The following is a 15491-nucleotide window of genomic DNA, read 5'->3' on the forward strand; positions in this document are numbered from 1 at the left end:
CGTGGCGGTGGCCGACCGCCCTCTCGCCGTTCACCCGGGTGCCGTCACGCAGTTCGCTGTTCTCGACGCGCTTCTCGGGGGAATGTATTCGACCGGCATCGCTGTTCGTGATGCTCGTGCTTTCGGCGATACCGGTATCGGATGCTGTGAAGGCCTCGGCGGAGAAGTGGTCGTCGTCGACGGGGAGTTCTTCGAATGCACGGCTGACGGCCCTCCCCGCCGGATGCAGGACGATGAGGGTCTGCCGTTCGTCGACCTGTGTCCCTTCGGCGAACCTGCTGCCCAGGCGGTGGCAGATCTCGACGGAACCGCGCTGGACGCGGTCATCGCGAGCTCCCTGGTCAGCCGCAATCTGTTCCACGCCATCCGACTGGATGGAATCGTCTCGCGGGTACGCACCCGGGTGACGCGTCGGCAGGAACCGCCCTTCCGCCCGCTCGCGGAGGTCGCGGCGGAACAGATCGAAACGGTCTCGCACGACGTGCGTGGGGCGATCGTCGGTTTCTGGATGCCGCGCATCTACCAGGGCGTCACGGTCGCGGGGCTTCATCTGCATTTTCTCAGCGACGATCGACGCATCGGCGGACACGTTCTCGAAATCGACGTGCAGGACGCTGTCCTGCGCGTGTCACCATATGCACGCTTCGCCCTCCAGCTGCCTTTGGATGACGAATTCCTCGGGCGTGAACTCACCCACGACGAAGACCGCCGCATCGCGTCCATTGAGGGCGGAGCGTCCGTTTCGGAGAACGACCGGAAGCGGTGAACTCGACGGGTTAGTCGAGGGGTGAAATTCCTTTGTTTTGCATCCTGGCCAGAGAACGACCCTCTTAGGATCGGCGCATGGCCAAGAAGCACATCACGCAGTTGATCGACGATCTGGACGGTTCCGTCCTCGAAGACGGAGCGACCATCAATTTCTCGATTGAGGGGCGCGCCTATGAGATCGATCTTTCCCAGAAGAATGTGAAGAAGCTGCGAGAAGCAATCGAACCGTTCGCCGCCGCCGCTCGCCCCGTCGGGTCGTTGTCCTCGGGGCGCCGCGCATCTCGTGGCCGCTCGACGTCGACGCGAGACCTCGCCGATGTCCGCTCGTGGGCGGAGAAGAACGGACACGCGATCAACTCGCGAGGTCGCATTTCGACGAACGTTCTCGCCGCGTACGACGCCGCACACTGACCCCGAAGAATCCGGATGCCGCGGCCCGCGGCATCCGGATTCTTTTTTGGAGTCAGACCAGAGCGCTCGACGTAGCGCCGTCTCGGAGGCGCTGCGCGGCGACTCCCTCGGCCGCTGCGAGCGGAGTCACCCCGCGCGACTCGGCTTCATCGAAGATGCTGCGAAGGGTGTCGCCGATCCCGGCCACCCGCGCCATGATCTCGTCGCGCGTTCCGCGTTGCTTCGCCTCGAGGTCGAGGTAGATCACGCCGCCGGCGTTGACGACGAAATCGGGGGCGTAGAGGATTCCGCGGCTCGCCAGCCGTTCGGCACCGGATCGATCGGCGAGGGGGTTGTTCGCCGGTCCGCAGACGGCGCGCGCGTCGAGAGCGTCGATGACCTCGTCGGTGAGCACTCCGCCGATTCCCGCGGGGACGAAGACGTCGCTCGTGACGAGGTGAGCCTCGTGCGGTTCCACCCAGGCGGCGCCCAGATCAGCGGCAAGGGCTTTTTTCGCGGGGTTCACGTCGGTGACGGTCAGGACGGCGCCCTCGACGGAGAGGCGCGTGGCGAGGCGTCCGCCGACCTGGCCGAGTCCCGCGATGGTGATACGTCGACCGGAGACGTCCGCGGCGCCCGTTGCGCGCTCGAGGGTCGCGATGAGGGAGGCGTACACGCCGAGGCTGGTCGGTCCGGCGGGCTCGCCGGATCCGCCGCCGGCTTCGGGCAGTCCCACGACGTGGGCGGTCCGCTCGCTCACGACGAGCATGTCATCGGTGGTCGACCCGACGTCTTCGGCCGTGCGGTACGCCCCGTCGAGGCTCTCGACGACGTCACCGAGATCGAGGAACGCGGCACGGCGACGATCCGCGTCCAGCGTGGTCCCGGGAGCCAGGGCGATGACCGACTTGCCGCCTCCCGCGTCGAGACCGGCGGCGGCGTTCTTAAGGGTCATCGCCGCAGAGAGCCGGAGCGCATCGCCCAGGGCGTCGCTCCAGGTCGGGTAGGTCCACAGGCGAGCACCGCCGAGAGCGGAACCGAGCACCGACGAATGCAGGGCGACGGTGATGACGAGGCCACTGCGGCCTCCCGTCACCACCTCCACACGTTCGTGGGAGAAATCGGGAAGGGGGAGGGCGTGGGTCATCGCGTTCCTTGTCGTCGGCCACCTTGTGGATGGCGCTGAACGGACGCCGCGGCTTTGCGGCATCCACCCTCCATTGTGACGCGCCGCCGCTCCGGGCGCGAGAGCGCCGAGGTCCATCGGGGCGCGGGGCCGGGCCGTCCTGCGGAGAAGAGGGGCGACACGCCGCGCCGGGTCCGCGCTCCGTGCGAGTCGGTGGGGAACTCCGCAGGACGGGGCGGAGGTGCGTCCGGCGCGGCTCTAGGCTGACGGGCATGACCGACGCTCTCCCTACCCGGAGCCGCCTCGTCGCCGCCTCGCTCGAGGCGGCGGGGATCGCCGGCTCGATCATCGTCCTTCCGGATGCCGCATCGACGGCCGCGTTGGCCGCTGCGGCCCTGGAGATCGAGGTGGGGGCGATCGCCAACAGCCTCGTCTTCTGGAGCGACGACGAGCCGCTTCTCGTCATGACCAGCGGCGCGCACCGCGTCGATACGGCGGCTCTCGCCGAGCGGATCGGACGGGGTGGCATCCGTCGAGCGACGCCCGAGCAGGTCCTCGCGGCGACCGGTCAACCGATCGGGGGCGTCGCGCCCACCGGACACCCGGCACCGTTGACGACGATCGTCGACGAGGCGCTGGCCGCGTTCCCGGAGATCTGGGCCGCGGGCGGGACGCCGCACACGGTGTTCCCGCTGACGTTCGACGAGCTCGTGCGCCTGACGGGCGGAACGGTCGCCAAGGTCGACTGAGCCGGGGCGCGACGGCCGGCCCCTCCCGGCCCGTCGAGTGTCCAGGACACCCGGGCGCGTCGCGAGAACGTCCGGGTGTCCTGGACACTCAGGCCGTGCCGGGGGCTCCGGGCGCGAGCGCAGTCAGGCACACCACCGCGGCGGCCGCCGACCACGCCTGCGGGCGACACGCGGCGGGGTAGGGCGTCGGCACCGAGCTGTGGCTGCGCGGGTCGCCGGCGTGCAGCTCCGGCACGCGGTACGCGAAGCCCTCGGCGGCATCCAGCAATCCCTCCACCACCGCGCGCGCGTCGTCGCGCAGGCCGGCGCGGAGCATGCCGTGCGCGGCGATCGCGGTGTCGTGCACCCAGACGCTGCCGCCGTGGTACGACAGGGGCCAGTAGCCGGCGGCGTCCGTCGACATCGTCCGGACGCCGTACCCGCTCGACATGCTCTCGCCGAGCAGCAATCGCGCGACGTGCGCCTCTTCGTCGGGAGAGAGGATCCCGGTGCCGATCAGGTGTCCGATGTTGCTCGTCAGCGTGTCGACCGGCCTCTTGTCCCGGTCCAGAGCGACGGCGGGGTAACGCCCCTCGGGCGTCTCGACCCAATAGGTCTCGGCGAAACGCGCCTTCAGATCGGCGGCCCATGATCGCCAGAACGCCGCATCGGTGGCATCCGTCCCCTCCCCGAACTGCTCCAGCAGGGCGGCGCCGGCGAGAGCGGCCTCGTAGGCGTAGCCCTGCACCTCGCACAGGGCGATCGGCCCCTCGGCGAGGCGTCCGTCACGCCACTGGATCGAATCGCCCGAGTCCTTCCACCCCTGGTTCGACAGGCCCGTGCCCAGGCGGTCGATGTAGTCGAGGAAGCCGTCGCCGTCGCTGTCGCCGTGGTCACGGATCCAGCCGAGAGCGGCGCGCAACGTCGGCAGCAGGGCGCGGACCTCGCCCTCGGGCATGCCCGCGCGCCACGCGTCGGCGAGCAGGCAGATCCACAGCGGTGTCGAGTCGACGCTGCCGTAGTACTTCGGCGGCAGGACGATCCCCTCGCCGGGAATCTCGAGCGCCGACGCGCGCAGCTCGTGCAGGATCTTGCCCGGCTCCTGCGCCGTCTGGGCATCGTCGTCCGTCGCCTGCAGGCGCGCGAGGACGCGCAGAGTGGATGCCGCGATCTCGTGGTCCAGCGGCAGGGCGAGGCGCGCGGCCCAGATCGAGTCGCGGCCGAACAGCGTGAAGAACCACGGCGCCCCCGCGGCGAAGAACTCGTCGCCCGGGTGCTCGGGGAGCACGAGCCGGAGGGCGTCGAGATCGTCGAGCGCCGTGCGCAGCCAGCGGCCGAGGCGTGGATCGGGTGAGCCCGCGGCGACGGTGGCGGCGTCCCATCGGGGCGGAGCCGTCGCCGCGCCGACCACGAGGGCGTCATCGCGCAGCGTGAGGGTCCACGTCACCTCCGCGCTGCCGAAGGCCGGGACCTCGACCGCCCACGTCGCCGCGAGACCATCGGGACCGGATGCCAGCGCGGCACCGGGGACGACGAGCTCGAGGCCCTGCGCGCCGGCGTCGACCGTCGCGTGGTCGCCGTCGATGGTGACTGTCGCGTCGCGCGCACGCGCGTGCCCGGACTTCACCTCGTGCAGTTGCGCGAATTCGGGAGTGAGCGACAGGCGCACCGTCGCGGAGAGGGGCCGGTCGACGCGCGAACGCAGCGTCCACGTCTCGCTGACGTGCCCGTCGGCGACGCGCCGGTCGCGCAGCAGGCGCACCTTCGGGTCGGGGGTGGTGTCATCGAGACCGCGAAGGAGCCCGCCGAACAGCACACGCGACGCGCCGTCCGGGGCCGTCGAGATCCACTCGATCGGCGAGTCGTCGCACACGGCGGACAGGGAGCTGACGTGACGCACGTCGCCGTGATAGACGCCGTGGACGGGCGCGGCGCCCATGTCGCCGGTGCCGTCGGACCACACCTGAGTGGGCGCGCGCAGCACGATCAGCGCGTCGTTCAGCAGCGGTTGGAGGGGAGGGGTCTGCGTGGTCGTCCCGGCCGGTGAGGTGGTGGGGGCGGTGGTCATTCTTTGACGGCTCCTTCGCTGGCGTTCATGATGCGGCGCTGGAAGATGAAGAACACCACGGCGACGGGGATCGTCATGATGGCCGCGGCCGCGAGCTTGAGGGGGAACTGGCTTCCCTGGCTGAGCTGACCGCTTGCGAGAGAGGCGACGCCCTTGGTCAGGGTGGTGAGTTCGGGGGACTGGGTCGAGATGACGAAGTGGCTGAGTTCGTTCCACGACCCCTGGAACGACAGGATGACGATCGTGATGAGGGCGGGGCGCGCCATCGGCAGCACGACCGACCAGAAGATGCGGAACGTGCCGGCGCCGTCGATGCGGGCCTGCTCTTCGACCGACGGCGGGATCGACTCGAAGAAGTTCTTCATGATGAACACGCCCGCGGCATCCACGAGCAACGGCAGGATCATTCCCGCGTAGGAGTCGTAGATGCCGAGCTGGTTGATCACGAGGAACTTCGGGATCAGCAGCACGACGGTCGGCACGGCCATGACGCCGACGAGGCCGGCGAACACGATGCCGCGACCGCGGAACTGCAGACGAGCCAGCGCGTAGCCGGCGAGCGAGTTGAAGAACACCCGGCCCGCGGTGACGAACACGGTGACCACGACGGAGTTGCCGAACCAGACCGGGAAGTCGGAGGTGAGGAAGAGGCGCTCGTACGCGGCCCACGTGAAGGGCTGCGGCGCGAGCGAGATCGGGTCGGCGGCCGCCCCGGCATCCGTCTTGAACGATGTCGACACCTGGACGAGGAACGGATAGATGTAGATGAGCGCCAGCGCGATGAGCAGCGCGTAGAGGCCGACCTGCCAGCCCAGGGCTCTGCGCGAGAGACGGTGCTTCGCCGGTCGCGCGGGGCCGTCGAAGCGCTGCTCAGCGAGCACGGTCGTCTGCGGGGATGCGGTGGCGGTCATCGCTGCGCTCCCTTCTGCGCGCGGGGGCGGTCGTTCCCGACGCCCGCGGACGCTCCGGTGGTCGGCACCTCGTACTGGCGCAGGCGTCGGCGTGACACCGGCCGGTCGCGGAGGACGAAGCGCTGCAAGATCGTCAGCGCGACGATGATGACGAACAGCACGAAGGCGATCGCCGCCCCCTGACCCCACTGCTGGGAGAGGAACGCCGCGGAGTAGCTCAGGTACGCGGGGGTCAGCGTCGTCTTGCCGGGGCCGCCCTGCGTGCCGGTGTAGATCTGGTCGAACACCTGCCACGTGCCGATCAGTCCGAGGGTCAGCACCGTGAACAGCACGGGCTTGAGCTGCGGGAGGGTCACCCGCCAGAAGCGTTGCCAGCCGTTCGCGCCGTCCATCATCGCGGCCTCCTGCACGTCGCCACCGATGTTCTGCAGCCCCGCGATGAACAGCAGCATGAACGTGCCCGACGTGGTGAACACGGCCATGAGGATGAACGCCGACATCGCCACCGACGGACCGGCGAGCCAGTCCCACCACGAGACGCCGAGCGTCGTGTTGCCGGTCAGGAACGCCGGTCCGCTGGTCACCCCGACCGCCGCGAGCAGATTGTGCACGACGCCGGAAGGATCGCTGAACCAGTTGGGGCCGTTGACGCCGAGCCAGGACAGCACCTCGTTGATCGCGCCGGAGGACGAGAAGAGGAACAGCCACAGCACGGTGATCGCGACGGAGCTCGTGACCGAGGGGAAGTAGAACGCGGTGCGGAAGAATCCGCGCCCGCGGAGGATCGCGCGATTGACGAGGACTGCGAGGAAGAGGGAGAGCGCCGTCTGCAGGGGCACCACCAGGAGGACGTACCAGGCGTTGTTGCGCAAGGCCGTTCCGAAGTCGCGCTCAGCGAGACCCCCACCGGTGGTGACGGCGGCGTAATTGTCGAGGCCGACGAAGCCCACGTTCGACGAGAACGGGCTGCCGCGACCGGTCCAGTCCGAGAAGCTCACCCACAGTGCCATGAGCACGGGGACGAGGAGGAACACGCCCAGGATGACCAGCACGGGGGCGGTGAAGAGCCAACCGGCGGCGGCCTCGCCGCGCCGGATCCCCGAGGACGAGGATCCGGCGCGACGCGGCGCGGTGGTGAGAGCGCTCATGGCTACTTCGTGATGGCCTCGAGGTTGGACTGCGCCGTCGTCAGCAGCGCTTGCGGGTCGCCGGTCTTCAGCGACTCGAGCTGGGCGTTGAAGTCGGTGATGACGTCGGCGGCTCCGGCCATGTTCGGCGGGAACTGGGCGTACTCAGCACCGGCGAGGAACGCGGTCTGGTCGGGGTTGGCCTCGGACCATGCGTCCGCGGCGGACTGGATCGAGGGCATCGGGCCGAACGCGTTCGAGAACGCCAGCTGCTGGTCGGTGCTCGTCAGGTACTCGACGAGGGCACGCGCCTGCTCCTGGTTGCCGCTGTCGGCGGCGAGGCCCCAGCAGTTCGTGAACTGCAGAGTGCCCTTGCCGCCGGGGCCGGCGGGGAGCTCGGCCACCTTGTACTTCACATCGGGGTAGTCGGCCTTCATGGCACCGGTGATCCAGTTGCCCTCGATGACCATCGCGGCCTTCTGTGTGCCAAGGGCCTCGCCGCCCCAGCCGGCGCCGACGTCGGAGGCGAAGGCGAAGCTGCCGTCGTTCAGGTGCGTCTTGACGTAGGTCAGTGCTTCGACGTTCTCGGGGCTGTCGGCGGTCGCTTTCCCATCCGTGACGAGGCCACCGCCCGCTTGCGCCATGAAAGCGCCGACACGCTGATACTCGGCCCCGAACGCCAGGCCGACGCGGCCATCGGTCGTGAGCTTCTGGGCGACGGATGCCAACTGGTCCCACGTCGTGGGGACGTCGGCATCCGTGAGTCCGGCCGCCGTCCACAGATCGGTGTTGATGATCAGCGCGAGGGTGGAGAAGTCCTTCGGCGCGCAGAAGAAGCTGCCTTCGATGGTGAAGTTGTCGACGAGCGAGGGGTAGAAGTCGCTCTTGTTGGAGAGGTCGTCGCCGTACGCGGCGATGGATCCGTTCGCGGCGTAGCCGGCGAGGGCTTCGGGCGCGAGGTAGAAGAGATCCGGCGGAGAACCCGCGGCGAAGCCCTGGGAGAGCTGCTGGGGGAGGTCGTTGGCGATCTGGACCTCGGCCTGCACACCGGACTGTTCGCTCCAGGCGGCGACGGCGTCGGTGACGGCCTTCGTCTCGGCATCACCCGACGAGCCGATCAGGATGCTGAGCTTTCCGCTGCCGGAGGCCTCTCCGTCGCCGGGGGCGTCGGTGAATCCCGACCCGCAGGCCGTGAGCGCCAGGGCGCCGGTGGTCAGGAGGGCGCCGGCTCCCAGCCAGGTACGCGCTCGGCCGAGGGGGGTGTGCCGTGTCATGTGTCTCTCTCCTTCGATGAGGCATGCGACCCCTCCGCATGTGATCGGAGGGTCAGAGTTTGAACGTTCAAACTTTGATGGGACCACGGTACGAAACGGCGGTCCTGCCTGTCAAGCGGTGAGCGCTCGGCTTAGGCTGACTCCCTGGCGGTGTGGGGCCGCCCTGAGCGGGCGGGTTCCGCCACCCCAGCGCCGAACGAGGGAGGTCGCGTGGCCAAAGCGCCCACCGTCGACGACGTCGCGCGCGTCGCCGGCGTCTCCCGGCAGACCGTGTCGAACGTGGTGAACACCCCCGACATCGTCAAAGAGGCCACGCGCCTCCGCGTCGAAGCGGCGATCGCCGAGCTCGGCTACCGCCCGCACGCCGCCGCACGACGGCTCCGCACGCGCCGGAGCTCGACCATCGGCATCCATCTCGACCCCTACGCGGGGGGCATCTCGGGCGTCGTGCTCGACCGCTTCGTGCACGCCCTCACCGAGCGCGCGGGCGAGCGCGACATGCGCGTGCTGCTGTACGCCGCACGGACTCCCGAAGAGGAGATCGCTCGCCTGGGCGACCTGCTCGAAGGCGGAGAGGTGGATGCCGTCGTCGTCACCGGTACCTTCCACGGCGACCCCCGCACGGGGTGGCTGACAGCGCGGAACCTCCCGTTCGTCTCGTTCGGGCGACCCTGGGGAGAGGATGACGTCGAAGAGCCCGCTCACCTCTGGGTCGACGTCGACGGCGCGGCGGGCACCCGCGCCGCCGCCGCGCACGCACGCGCCCGCGGTGGGGGTCGGGTGGCGTTCCTCGGCTGGCCGTCGGGCTCGGGAACCGGGGACGAGCGCGAGCGCGGATGGCGCGAGACCGTCGGCACGGGGCCACGGTGGGTCGTCGAGGAGAACGTCTCGTCGGCGCGGGATGTGGTCGCGACGGGCCTCGCTGCCGACCCGGGGGTCATGGGGATCGTGTGCGCGAGCGACTCCCTTGCGATCGGCGCTCACCTCGCGACCTCGCTCGCGGGGCGCGACGACATCACCATCGTCGGCTTCGACAACACGCCCGCCGCCGAGGCGCTCGGACTCTCAAGCGTCGAGCAGCTGCCCGAGCGCGTGGCATCCGGGGCCCTGGATCTGCTGATGGGCGAGAACGGCACGGTTGTCGCCCCGCGCGCGGCCGTCGCGGGCGGGGCGCACGTGCTCGTGGAGCCGCGCCTCGTCGTGCGCTGACCCCCCGCCCCGCGGGATCGGCTCACGGCCGGGGGTGGCACGGGGGAGCGGGCTCGCGGGTTAGGAGGGGCGGCCGATACGGCGGGCGAGCTCGTGTGCGGCTGCCGTGACGGCCTCGGCAAGAGCCGACACATCGCGCTCGGGGCCCTCCGAGGGCCACGTGATGGCGACCGCGGCCGCGGGCCAGCCCGCGTGATCCAGGACCGCCGCCGAGACCGAGCGGAAGCCCGGGGTGATCTCCCCGTCCTCGCTCGCGAAACCGGCGGCGCGGACCTCGCGGAGCAGGTCGCGCAGTTCGCGCGGAGTCGCGGGACCGGTGCCGTGTCGCTGCGTGAGCGCCGTGGCATCCGGGATCAACGCCCGCACTTGCTCGCGGGGGAGTGCGGCGAGCATCGCCCGCCCCGTCGCGGCCAGGTGAGCCGGGAGCCGTACGCCGACGTCGGTCACGAGCGCGGGGCGGCGCGGCGCGCGTTCCTCGACGATGTAGAGCACATCGCGTCCGGCGAGCACGGCGAGGTGCGCGCTCTCGCCGACGCGATCCGACAGCGCGGCGAGGACCGGCCGCCCGAGCCGCGCGAGGGGCTGCTGACGCGCGTAGCCGCCGCCGAGCTCGAACGCCGCCGTGCCGAGTCCCCAGCGCCGGTCGCCGGGCAGGTGCACGACGTACCCGTGCTGCTCGAGCGTGGCGAGGAGGTGATACGTGCTCGACCGGGGGATGTCGAGCGCCATCGCGATCGTCTGGGCCGCGACCGGCCCGGGCTGGCGCGCGAGGAACGACAGCATCCGCAGCGTCTGGTCGGCGGCGGGAACCTGTGGGCGCGGAATGTCTGGCATGACAGACACAGGATGCCAGATGCCCGTCGTCGCGTGTCGTCGAACGCGATGGAATCGGCGTATGAGCCAGACCGTCACCCTCGGAAACGTCCCCCTCAGCCCGAGCGCCGTGGTCGCGGTCGCCCGACATGATGCCCGGGTGGTCGTCGACACGGATGCGCTCCGGCAGGTCGCGGACACGCGTGCGCTCATCGAGGCGCTCGCCGACGATCCGCAGCCGCACTACGGCATCTCGACCGGCTTCGGGGCTCTGGCGACGACCTTCATCGCCGAGGACCGTCGCGCGCAGCTGCAGGCGAGTCTCATCCGCTCGCACGCGGCGGGCACCGGCGCGGAGGTCGAGCGCGAAGTGGTGCGGGCGCTGATGCTGCTGCGCCTGCAGACCCTCGCCACCGGACGCACCGGCGTTCGTCCTGTCGTCGTGGAGACGTACGCGGCGCTGCTCAACGCCGGCATCACCCCGATCGTCCGGGAGTACGGATCGCTCGGCTGCTCGGGCGACCTGGCGCCGCTGTCGCACGTCGCGCTCGCGGTGATGGGGGAGGGAGAGGTCCGCGACGCCGCGGGCCGGGTACTTCCCGCGGCCGAGGCCCTCGCCGCGTCCGGCATCGACCCCGTCGCCCTCCGTGAGAAAGAGGGGCTCGCCCTCATCAACGGCACCGATGGGATGCTCGGGATGCTGCTGCTCGCTCTCCACGACCTCGAGACGCTGCTGACGACGGCCGATGTCGCCGCCGCCTTGTCGATCGAGTCGCAGCTCGGCACCGACGCCGTGTTCGCCGCCGATCTCATGGCACTGCGCCCCCAGCTCGGACAGGCGGCCTCGGCCGCGAACCTGCGCTCCTTCCTCGCCGGTTCCCCCATCGTGGCGAGTCACCGAGGACCCGAGTGCACGCGTGTCCAGGACGCGTACTCGCTGCGCTGCGCCCCGCAGGTGCACGGCGCGGCGCGCGACACGCTCTCGCACGCCGCGGCGGTGGCGGAGCGTGAGCTCGTCTCGGCCGTCGACAACCCCGTCGTCACGGTCGACGGCCGCGTCGAGTCGAACGGCAACTTCCACGGTGCACCGGTCGCCTACGTCCTCGACTTCCTCGCGATCGCGGTGGCGGACGTGGCCTCGATGTCGGAACGGCGCACCGACCGCGCGCTGGACGTCTCTCGCAGCAACGGCCTCCCGCCGTTCCTCGCCGACGAGGTCGGGGTCGACAGCGGCCTCATGATCGCGCAGTATGCCGCCGCGGGCATCGTGTCGGAGCTGAAGCGCCTCGCCGCCCCCGCATCGGTGGACTCCATCCCCTCGAGCGCGATGCAGGAGGACCACGTCTCGATGGGATGGGCCGCCGCGCGCAAGCTCCGTCGAGCGCTCGACGGACTCGCCCGGGTGCTCGCGATCGAGGTCATGACCGGATGCCGCGCCCTCGACCTGCGTGCCCCGCTCCAGCCCGCCGCGGCCACCGGTGCCGTGCGCGCCCTGGTCCGTACGCGTGTCGCCGGCCCCGGCCGCGACCGGTTCGTCTCGCCCGAGATCGAGGCGGTCACCGAGCTCGTCGCCTCCGGCGACGTTGCGCGGGCGGCGCGGGCCACCGTCTGAGCGGTGCCCCGCGAGGCACGCAGGCGACGAGTCTCGACGGGCTACGGTGCGAGGAGTTCGAACTCGTCGGGCGCCGTGGCATCCACGTCGTCCCACGTGCCGTCGTGCCACGTGAAGATCGCCACGGCGCACGTCACCATTCGCACGTCGCGGTCGGCCAGGCGCGAGACGAGCGCGCTCATGCCGGGGTCGTGGGCGACGACCATGACCTCGTTCGCTCCGGTCTCACGGGCCGCGGAGAGGAGCCCCGCGGGTGCCGCGAGGTAGAGATCAGCACGCTCGGTCACCTCGACCTCGAACTCGGCGGCAAACGCCTCGGCGGTCGTCGCGGCACGCAGGGCGGTGCTCGACAGGAGCACCTCGGGGCGCACGCCGCGACGGCTCACCGTCCGCGCCATGAGCGGGGCGTCGCGTCGCCCCCGGTCGTTCAGGGGCCGGTCGTGATCGTCGAGACCTTCGTCGGCCCAGTCCGACTTCGCGTGCCGCGCCAGCACCAGTTGGATCATCGTTCCTCCGCGTCACGCAGGTGCCGCCGGCCTGGATCGTCGCCGGCATTCCACCGCTGACAACGATATCTGCGGCGTCCGACATCGAGCGGGGGTAGCGCTCCCCGCACGGAGCGTGCTCGGGGTTCAGGCGGCGATGTAGACCCAGGCGGCGCGCCCGCTGGCGAGGATCACCGACGTGCGCCGATACAGCGCCACCTCGTATTCGTCGGCCGCGTCGAGCTCCTCCGGGGTGAGGTCGAGGACGCGTCCGAACACGCGGTCCCGCGGGTCGCCCGTGTGGCGCAGGATCGGATGCGCGTCGAGACCCGAGAGCCCGGCGACGCGGTCGTCGTCGATGTCGGTCCATTCGAGCCGGTAGCCGGCGAGGGCGTCTTCGTCGCTCGACACGTGCCGTCCGAACGTGTCGAGTTGCACGTCGGGCAGCAGCAGGGTGCCGTACGAGAAGAGAGCCTGCCGCCCCGGATCGTCGCTCACGCGCTCAGGCTATCGACCCGTTCGTGTCGCGGGAACGCTCACCCCCAGAAGAGGTGCGCGATCGTGAAGATCGCGAGGCCCGCGAGGGCTCCGACGATCGTGCCGTTGAGTCGGATGTATTGCAGATCGCGGCCGACCATGAGCTCGATCTTCTCGGTGGTCTCCTCGGCATCCCACCGCTCGACCGTGTCGGTGATGATCGAGGCGATGTCGTGCCGGTAGCGCCCGACGATGAACACCGCCGCGTCGATGACCCACCCGTCCACGCGCTGCTGCAGGGCCTCGTCTCGCAGCAGCCGACCGCCGACCTCGGCGAGGGCCGCCGAGGCACGACGACGCAGGGCGCTCTCGGGGTCGGCGAGGGCGGTGAGCAGTCCCGTCTTCGCCGTGTTCCACGCGTCGGCGGCGAGCTGGCGCACGCGCGGGCTGTCGAAGACCGCGGCCTTGGCCTCTTCGAGTCGCACCATCGTCGCCGGGTCGTGCTGAAGGTTGTCGGCCAGGCGCGTGAGATATCCGTCGATGGCGCCGCGCGCCTGGTGGCGGGGGTCGGCGCGCACCGCGTCGACGAAGGTGACGGCTTCGCGGTAGATCGTGTCGTCGACCAGGCGCAGGGCCAGGCTCGGGACCCACGCGGGAAGGCGCTGCGACACGAGTCCCTGGAACACCTCGCGGTTGTTGCCGAGCCACACGGCGATGTTGTCGAACGCGAGGTCGACAGCGCCGTGATGCGCCCCGGAACCGACGACCCGTTCGAGCCAGCCCCCCACGGAGGGGCCCCAGTCGGGGGAGAGCAGGTGCTCGCGGGCGAGGTCTTCGATGAGTCCCTGGACGTCGTCGTCGCTGAGCGCGCGGAGCACACTCGTCGCCAGCGTCGCACCCTCGGCGGCGATCCGGTCGGCGTGAGCGGGATCGGCGAGCCACGCGCCGGCCCGCGCGGCCAAGGACGTCGACTCGAGTTTGGTGCGCACCACGTCGCCCTCGAGGAAGTTCGTCTCGACGAACTCGCCCAGCTGGCGACCGATCTCGTCTTTGCGCCGGGGGATGATCGCCGTGTGGGGGATGGGCAGACCCAGCGGATGCCGGAAGAGGGCCGTCACCGCGAACCAATCGGCCAGGGCGCCGACCATGCCGCCCTCCGCCGCCGCCCGGACGTACTGCAGCCACGTCACGTCGCGCTGGAAGGCGAACGCGATCGCGAAGATCACGGCCATCCCGATCAGCGCGCCGAGCGCGACGCCCTTCATCCGTCGAAGCGCCCGACGGCGTTCCTGGTCGGCGGGGCTCAGCAGCGCGGTGGGGGTGCGTGCCATCACGACGCCACCGGTCCGAGCCACGCCGTGGCGGCTGCCGAGTGCGCGGACTCGAGGTCGGAGGGGTGGAACATGCCCGCTACGACATCGCGGTAGAGCCGGCTCAGCTCGCTGTGCGCGGAGTACGTCGAGCCGCCTCCCACGAGGATCGCGTCGTCGACGACCGCCTTCGCCGTCGTCACGGCACGGTGCTTGACACCCGCGAGAAGCGAGAACCAGCGGCCGCCGTGATCGACGAGCGTGTCGACGTCGGTGCTGAGCGACGCCAACTGCGGGGGCAACGCGTCGTACCCCAGCGCCATGTCGGCGATGCGCCAGCGGATGTCGGGGTCGTTCGCGTAGGTCGTACCGCTCTTCTTGGAGCGACGGGATGCCGCGGTCTCGACGGCGAGGTCGAGCGCACGTCGCGCGATGCCGGTGTACACCGACGCGAGGAGGATCTCGAAGACCGCGAAGATGCCGAACACCAGAGGGTCGGGCTGGGGCCCCGGGGCGAGGCGACGCACCACCCGGTCGGCGGGGGCTTCGGCGCCGTGCAACTCGGTGGTGCGGCTCTGCGTCGCCCGCATGCCGAGGGTGTCCCAGTCGTCGCGCGTGACCACCTGCTCGCTGCGGTCGAGGAACGCGAACACCATGCGCGGGGCGTCGGCCGAGGTGGTGTCGAGTCCGTGCACGCCGAGGTGGTCCCACACGGGCGCGAGCGAGGTGAAGATCTTGGTGCCGGTGAAGCTGTAACCGCCGCCCCCGTCGGGCCGCGCGTCGGTGTCGCTGCCGAAGAGCACGAGGTCGTTGCCCGCCTCGCTGATACCGAAGCCGAACACCTCGCCGGCTGCCGCCCCCCGCTGCACGAAGGCGAGATCGTCGATTCCCCGGTCGCGAAGGACTTTCGCCACGCCGGTCCAGACCAGGTGCATGTTGATCGCGAGAGCCGTTGCCGGAGCCGCCCCGGCAAGACGCTGCTGCAGCACCGAGGCCTCGGCCAGTGAGAGGCCCGCTCCGCCCCGATCGGCCGGGACCAGGATGCCGAGATACCCCGCCGTCCGCAGGTCGTCGAGGTCGTCCTGCGGGAACGTGTTGTCGCGGTCGTGCGTCGCAGCCCGCTCGCGGATGCGCGCGAGCAGGTCGTCGGGCAGGAACCGAGTGGGATCGAACGGGGTGGTCATGGCATCCAT

General features: G+C 70.6%; 15 protein-coding genes. 5 read left to right on the forward strand and 10 right to left on the reverse strand.

Features of this window, described 5'->3' with window-relative positions; genetic code table 11:
• Positions 1-7: 7 nt before the first annotated feature.
• A complete protein-coding gene (budA, locus tag PIR02_13350) occupies positions 8-766 on the forward strand; it encodes an acetolactate decarboxylase (GenBank protein WZH35750.1) in 759 nt (252 codons plus the stop codon).
• A 77-nt stretch (positions 767-843) separates the two neighbouring features.
• Positions 844-1179 carry an Lsr2 family protein gene (locus PIR02_13355; protein WZH35751.1) on the forward strand — a complete coding sequence of 112 codons (336 nt, stop codon included), beginning with the start codon at positions 844-846 and terminating at the stop codon, positions 1177-1179.
• 52 nt (positions 1180-1231) lie between these two features.
• Here the strand turns inward: PIR02_13355 and PIR02_13360 are convergent, their stop codons facing one another.
• Positions 1232-2305: a Glu/Leu/Phe/Val dehydrogenase dimerization domain-containing protein gene (locus tag PIR02_13360; protein ID WZH35752.1), complete on the reverse strand. Its 1074-nt coding sequence runs from the start codon at positions 2303-2305 to the stop codon at positions 1232-1234.
• 251 nt (positions 2306-2556) lie between these two features.
• Here PIR02_13360 and PIR02_13365 point away from each other — a divergent pair, with 251 nt between their 5' ends.
• Entirely contained in the window at positions 2557-3033 is a 477-nt protein-coding gene (locus tag PIR02_13365) for a YbaK/EbsC family protein (protein ID WZH35753.1), read from the forward strand.
• Between the two features lie 88 nt (positions 3034-3121).
• Here the strand turns inward: PIR02_13365 and PIR02_13370 are convergent, their stop codons facing one another.
• From PIR02_13370 to PIR02_13385, 4 genes are read right to left on the reverse strand one after another with little or no spacing between them, the layout of a single operon-like run.
• On the reverse strand, positions 3122-5080 hold the full coding sequence (locus tag PIR02_13370; protein ID WZH35754.1) for a glycogen debranching N-terminal domain-containing protein: 1959 nt from the start codon (positions 5078-5080) through the stop codon (positions 3122-3124).
• Complete coding sequence (locus tag PIR02_13375) at positions 5077-5991, reverse strand: carbohydrate ABC transporter permease (protein WZH35755.1); 915 nt, start codon at positions 5989-5991, stop codon at positions 5077-5079. The genes PIR02_13370 and PIR02_13375 overlap by 4 nt, the downstream gene beginning before the upstream one ends.
• Entirely contained in the window at positions 5988-7139 is a 1152-nt protein-coding gene (locus tag PIR02_13380) for a sugar ABC transporter permease (GenBank protein WZH35756.1), read from the reverse strand. The genes PIR02_13375 and PIR02_13380 overlap by 4 nt, the downstream gene beginning before the upstream one ends.
• A gap of 2 nt (positions 7140-7141) precedes the next feature.
• Entirely contained in the window at positions 7142-8392 is a 1251-nt protein-coding gene (locus PIR02_13385; protein ID WZH35757.1) for an extracellular solute-binding protein, read from the reverse strand.
• Between the two features lie 210 nt (positions 8393-8602).
• On the opposite strand from PIR02_13385, the gene PIR02_13390 reads away from it, so the two are divergent.
• The gene (locus PIR02_13390) at positions 8603-9601 is read left to right on the forward strand and encodes a LacI family DNA-binding transcriptional regulator (GenBank protein WZH35758.1); all 999 of its coding nucleotides are present in this window, start codon (positions 8603-8605) and stop codon (positions 9599-9601) included.
• A gap of 60 nt (positions 9602-9661) precedes the next feature.
• Here PIR02_13390 and PIR02_13395 read toward each other — a convergent pair whose 3' ends face one another.
• Entirely contained in the window at positions 9662-10435 is a 774-nt protein-coding gene (locus tag PIR02_13395) for an IclR family transcriptional regulator (GenBank protein ID WZH35759.1), read from the reverse strand.
• Positions 10436-10496: 61 nt separating this feature from the next.
• Between PIR02_13395 and hutH the strand changes: the two genes are divergently transcribed.
• Positions 10497-12026, forward strand: coding sequence for a histidine ammonia-lyase (gene hutH, locus PIR02_13400; protein ID WZH35760.1), 1530 nt, complete (start codon positions 10497-10499; stop codon positions 12024-12026).
• A gap of 41 nt (positions 12027-12067) precedes the next feature.
• Here hutH and PIR02_13405 read toward each other — a convergent pair whose 3' ends face one another.
• The 4 genes from PIR02_13405 to PIR02_13420 form a co-directional block, all read right to left on the reverse strand.
• A complete protein-coding gene (locus PIR02_13405) occupies positions 12068-12532 on the reverse strand; it encodes a histidine phosphatase family protein (protein ID WZH35761.1) in 465 nt (154 codons plus the stop codon).
• Positions 12533-12658: 126 nt separating this feature from the next.
• The gene (locus tag PIR02_13410; GenBank protein ID WZH35762.1) at positions 12659-13009 is read right to left on the reverse strand and encodes a gamma-glutamylcyclotransferase; all 351 of its coding nucleotides are present in this window, start codon (positions 13007-13009) and stop codon (positions 12659-12661) included.
• A gap of 38 nt (positions 13010-13047) precedes the next feature.
• Positions 13048-14319 (reverse strand): DUF445 domain-containing protein, encoded by a 1272-nt coding sequence (locus PIR02_13415; GenBank protein WZH39007.1) that lies wholly within the window; start codon positions 14317-14319, stop codon positions 13048-13050.
• Complete coding sequence (locus PIR02_13420) at positions 14319-15482, reverse strand: acyl-CoA/acyl-ACP dehydrogenase (GenBank protein ID WZH35763.1); 1164 nt, start codon at positions 15480-15482, stop codon at positions 14319-14321. The genes PIR02_13415 and PIR02_13420 overlap by 1 nt, the downstream gene beginning before the upstream one ends.
• Positions 15483-15491: the final 9 nt, after the last annotated feature.

Origin of the sequence: Microbacterium enclense (assembly GCA_038182865.1) — a bacterium.
In the GTDB taxonomy this organism is placed as follows: domain Bacteria; phylum Actinomycetota; class Actinomycetes; order Actinomycetales; family Microbacteriaceae; genus Microbacterium; species Microbacterium enclense_B.

Excerpts from the sequence above, each read along its gene's own strand:
- PIR02_13375 (WZH35755.1), bottom strand. The coding sequence starts at position 5,991 with ATGACCGCCACCGCATCCCCGCAGACGACCGTGCTCGCTGAGCAGCGC.
- PIR02_13365 (WZH35753.1), top strand. The coding sequence starts at position 2,557 with ATGACCGACGCTCTCCCTACCCGGAGCCGCCTCGTCGCCGCCTCGCTC.
- PIR02_13370 (WZH35754.1), bottom strand. The coding sequence starts at position 5,080 with ATGACCACCGCCCCCACCACCTCACCGGCCGGGACGACCACGCAGACC.
- PIR02_13395 (WZH35759.1), bottom strand. The coding sequence starts at position 10,435 with ATGCCAGACATTCCGCGCCCACAGGTTCCCGCCGCCGACCAGACGCTG.
- PIR02_13385 (WZH35757.1), bottom strand. The coding sequence starts at position 8,392 with ATGACACGGCACACCCCCCTCGGCCGAGCGCGTACCTGGCTGGGAGCC.
- PIR02_13415 (WZH39007.1), bottom strand. The coding sequence starts at position 14,319 with ATGGCACGCACCCCCACCGCGCTGCTGAGCCCCGCCGACCAGGAACGC.
- PIR02_13420 (WZH35763.1), bottom strand. The coding sequence starts at position 15,482 with ATGACCACCCCGTTCGATCCCACTCGGTTCCTGCCCGACGACCTGCTC.
- PIR02_13405 (WZH35761.1), bottom strand. The coding sequence starts at position 12,532 with ATGATCCAACTGGTGCTGGCGCGGCACGCGAAGTCGGACTGGGCCGAC.
- PIR02_13360 (WZH35752.1), bottom strand. The coding sequence starts at position 2,305 with ATGACCCACGCCCTCCCCCTTCCCGATTTCTCCCACGAACGTGTGGAG.
- PIR02_13380 (WZH35756.1), bottom strand. The coding sequence starts at position 7,139 with ATGAGCGCTCTCACCACCGCGCCGCGTCGCGCCGGATCCTCGTCCTCG.
- PIR02_13355 (WZH35751.1), top strand. The coding sequence starts at position 844 with ATGGCCAAGAAGCACATCACGCAGTTGATCGACGATCTGGACGGTTCC.
- hutH (WZH35760.1), top strand. The coding sequence starts at position 10,497 with ATGAGCCAGACCGTCACCCTCGGAAACGTCCCCCTCAGCCCGAGCGCC.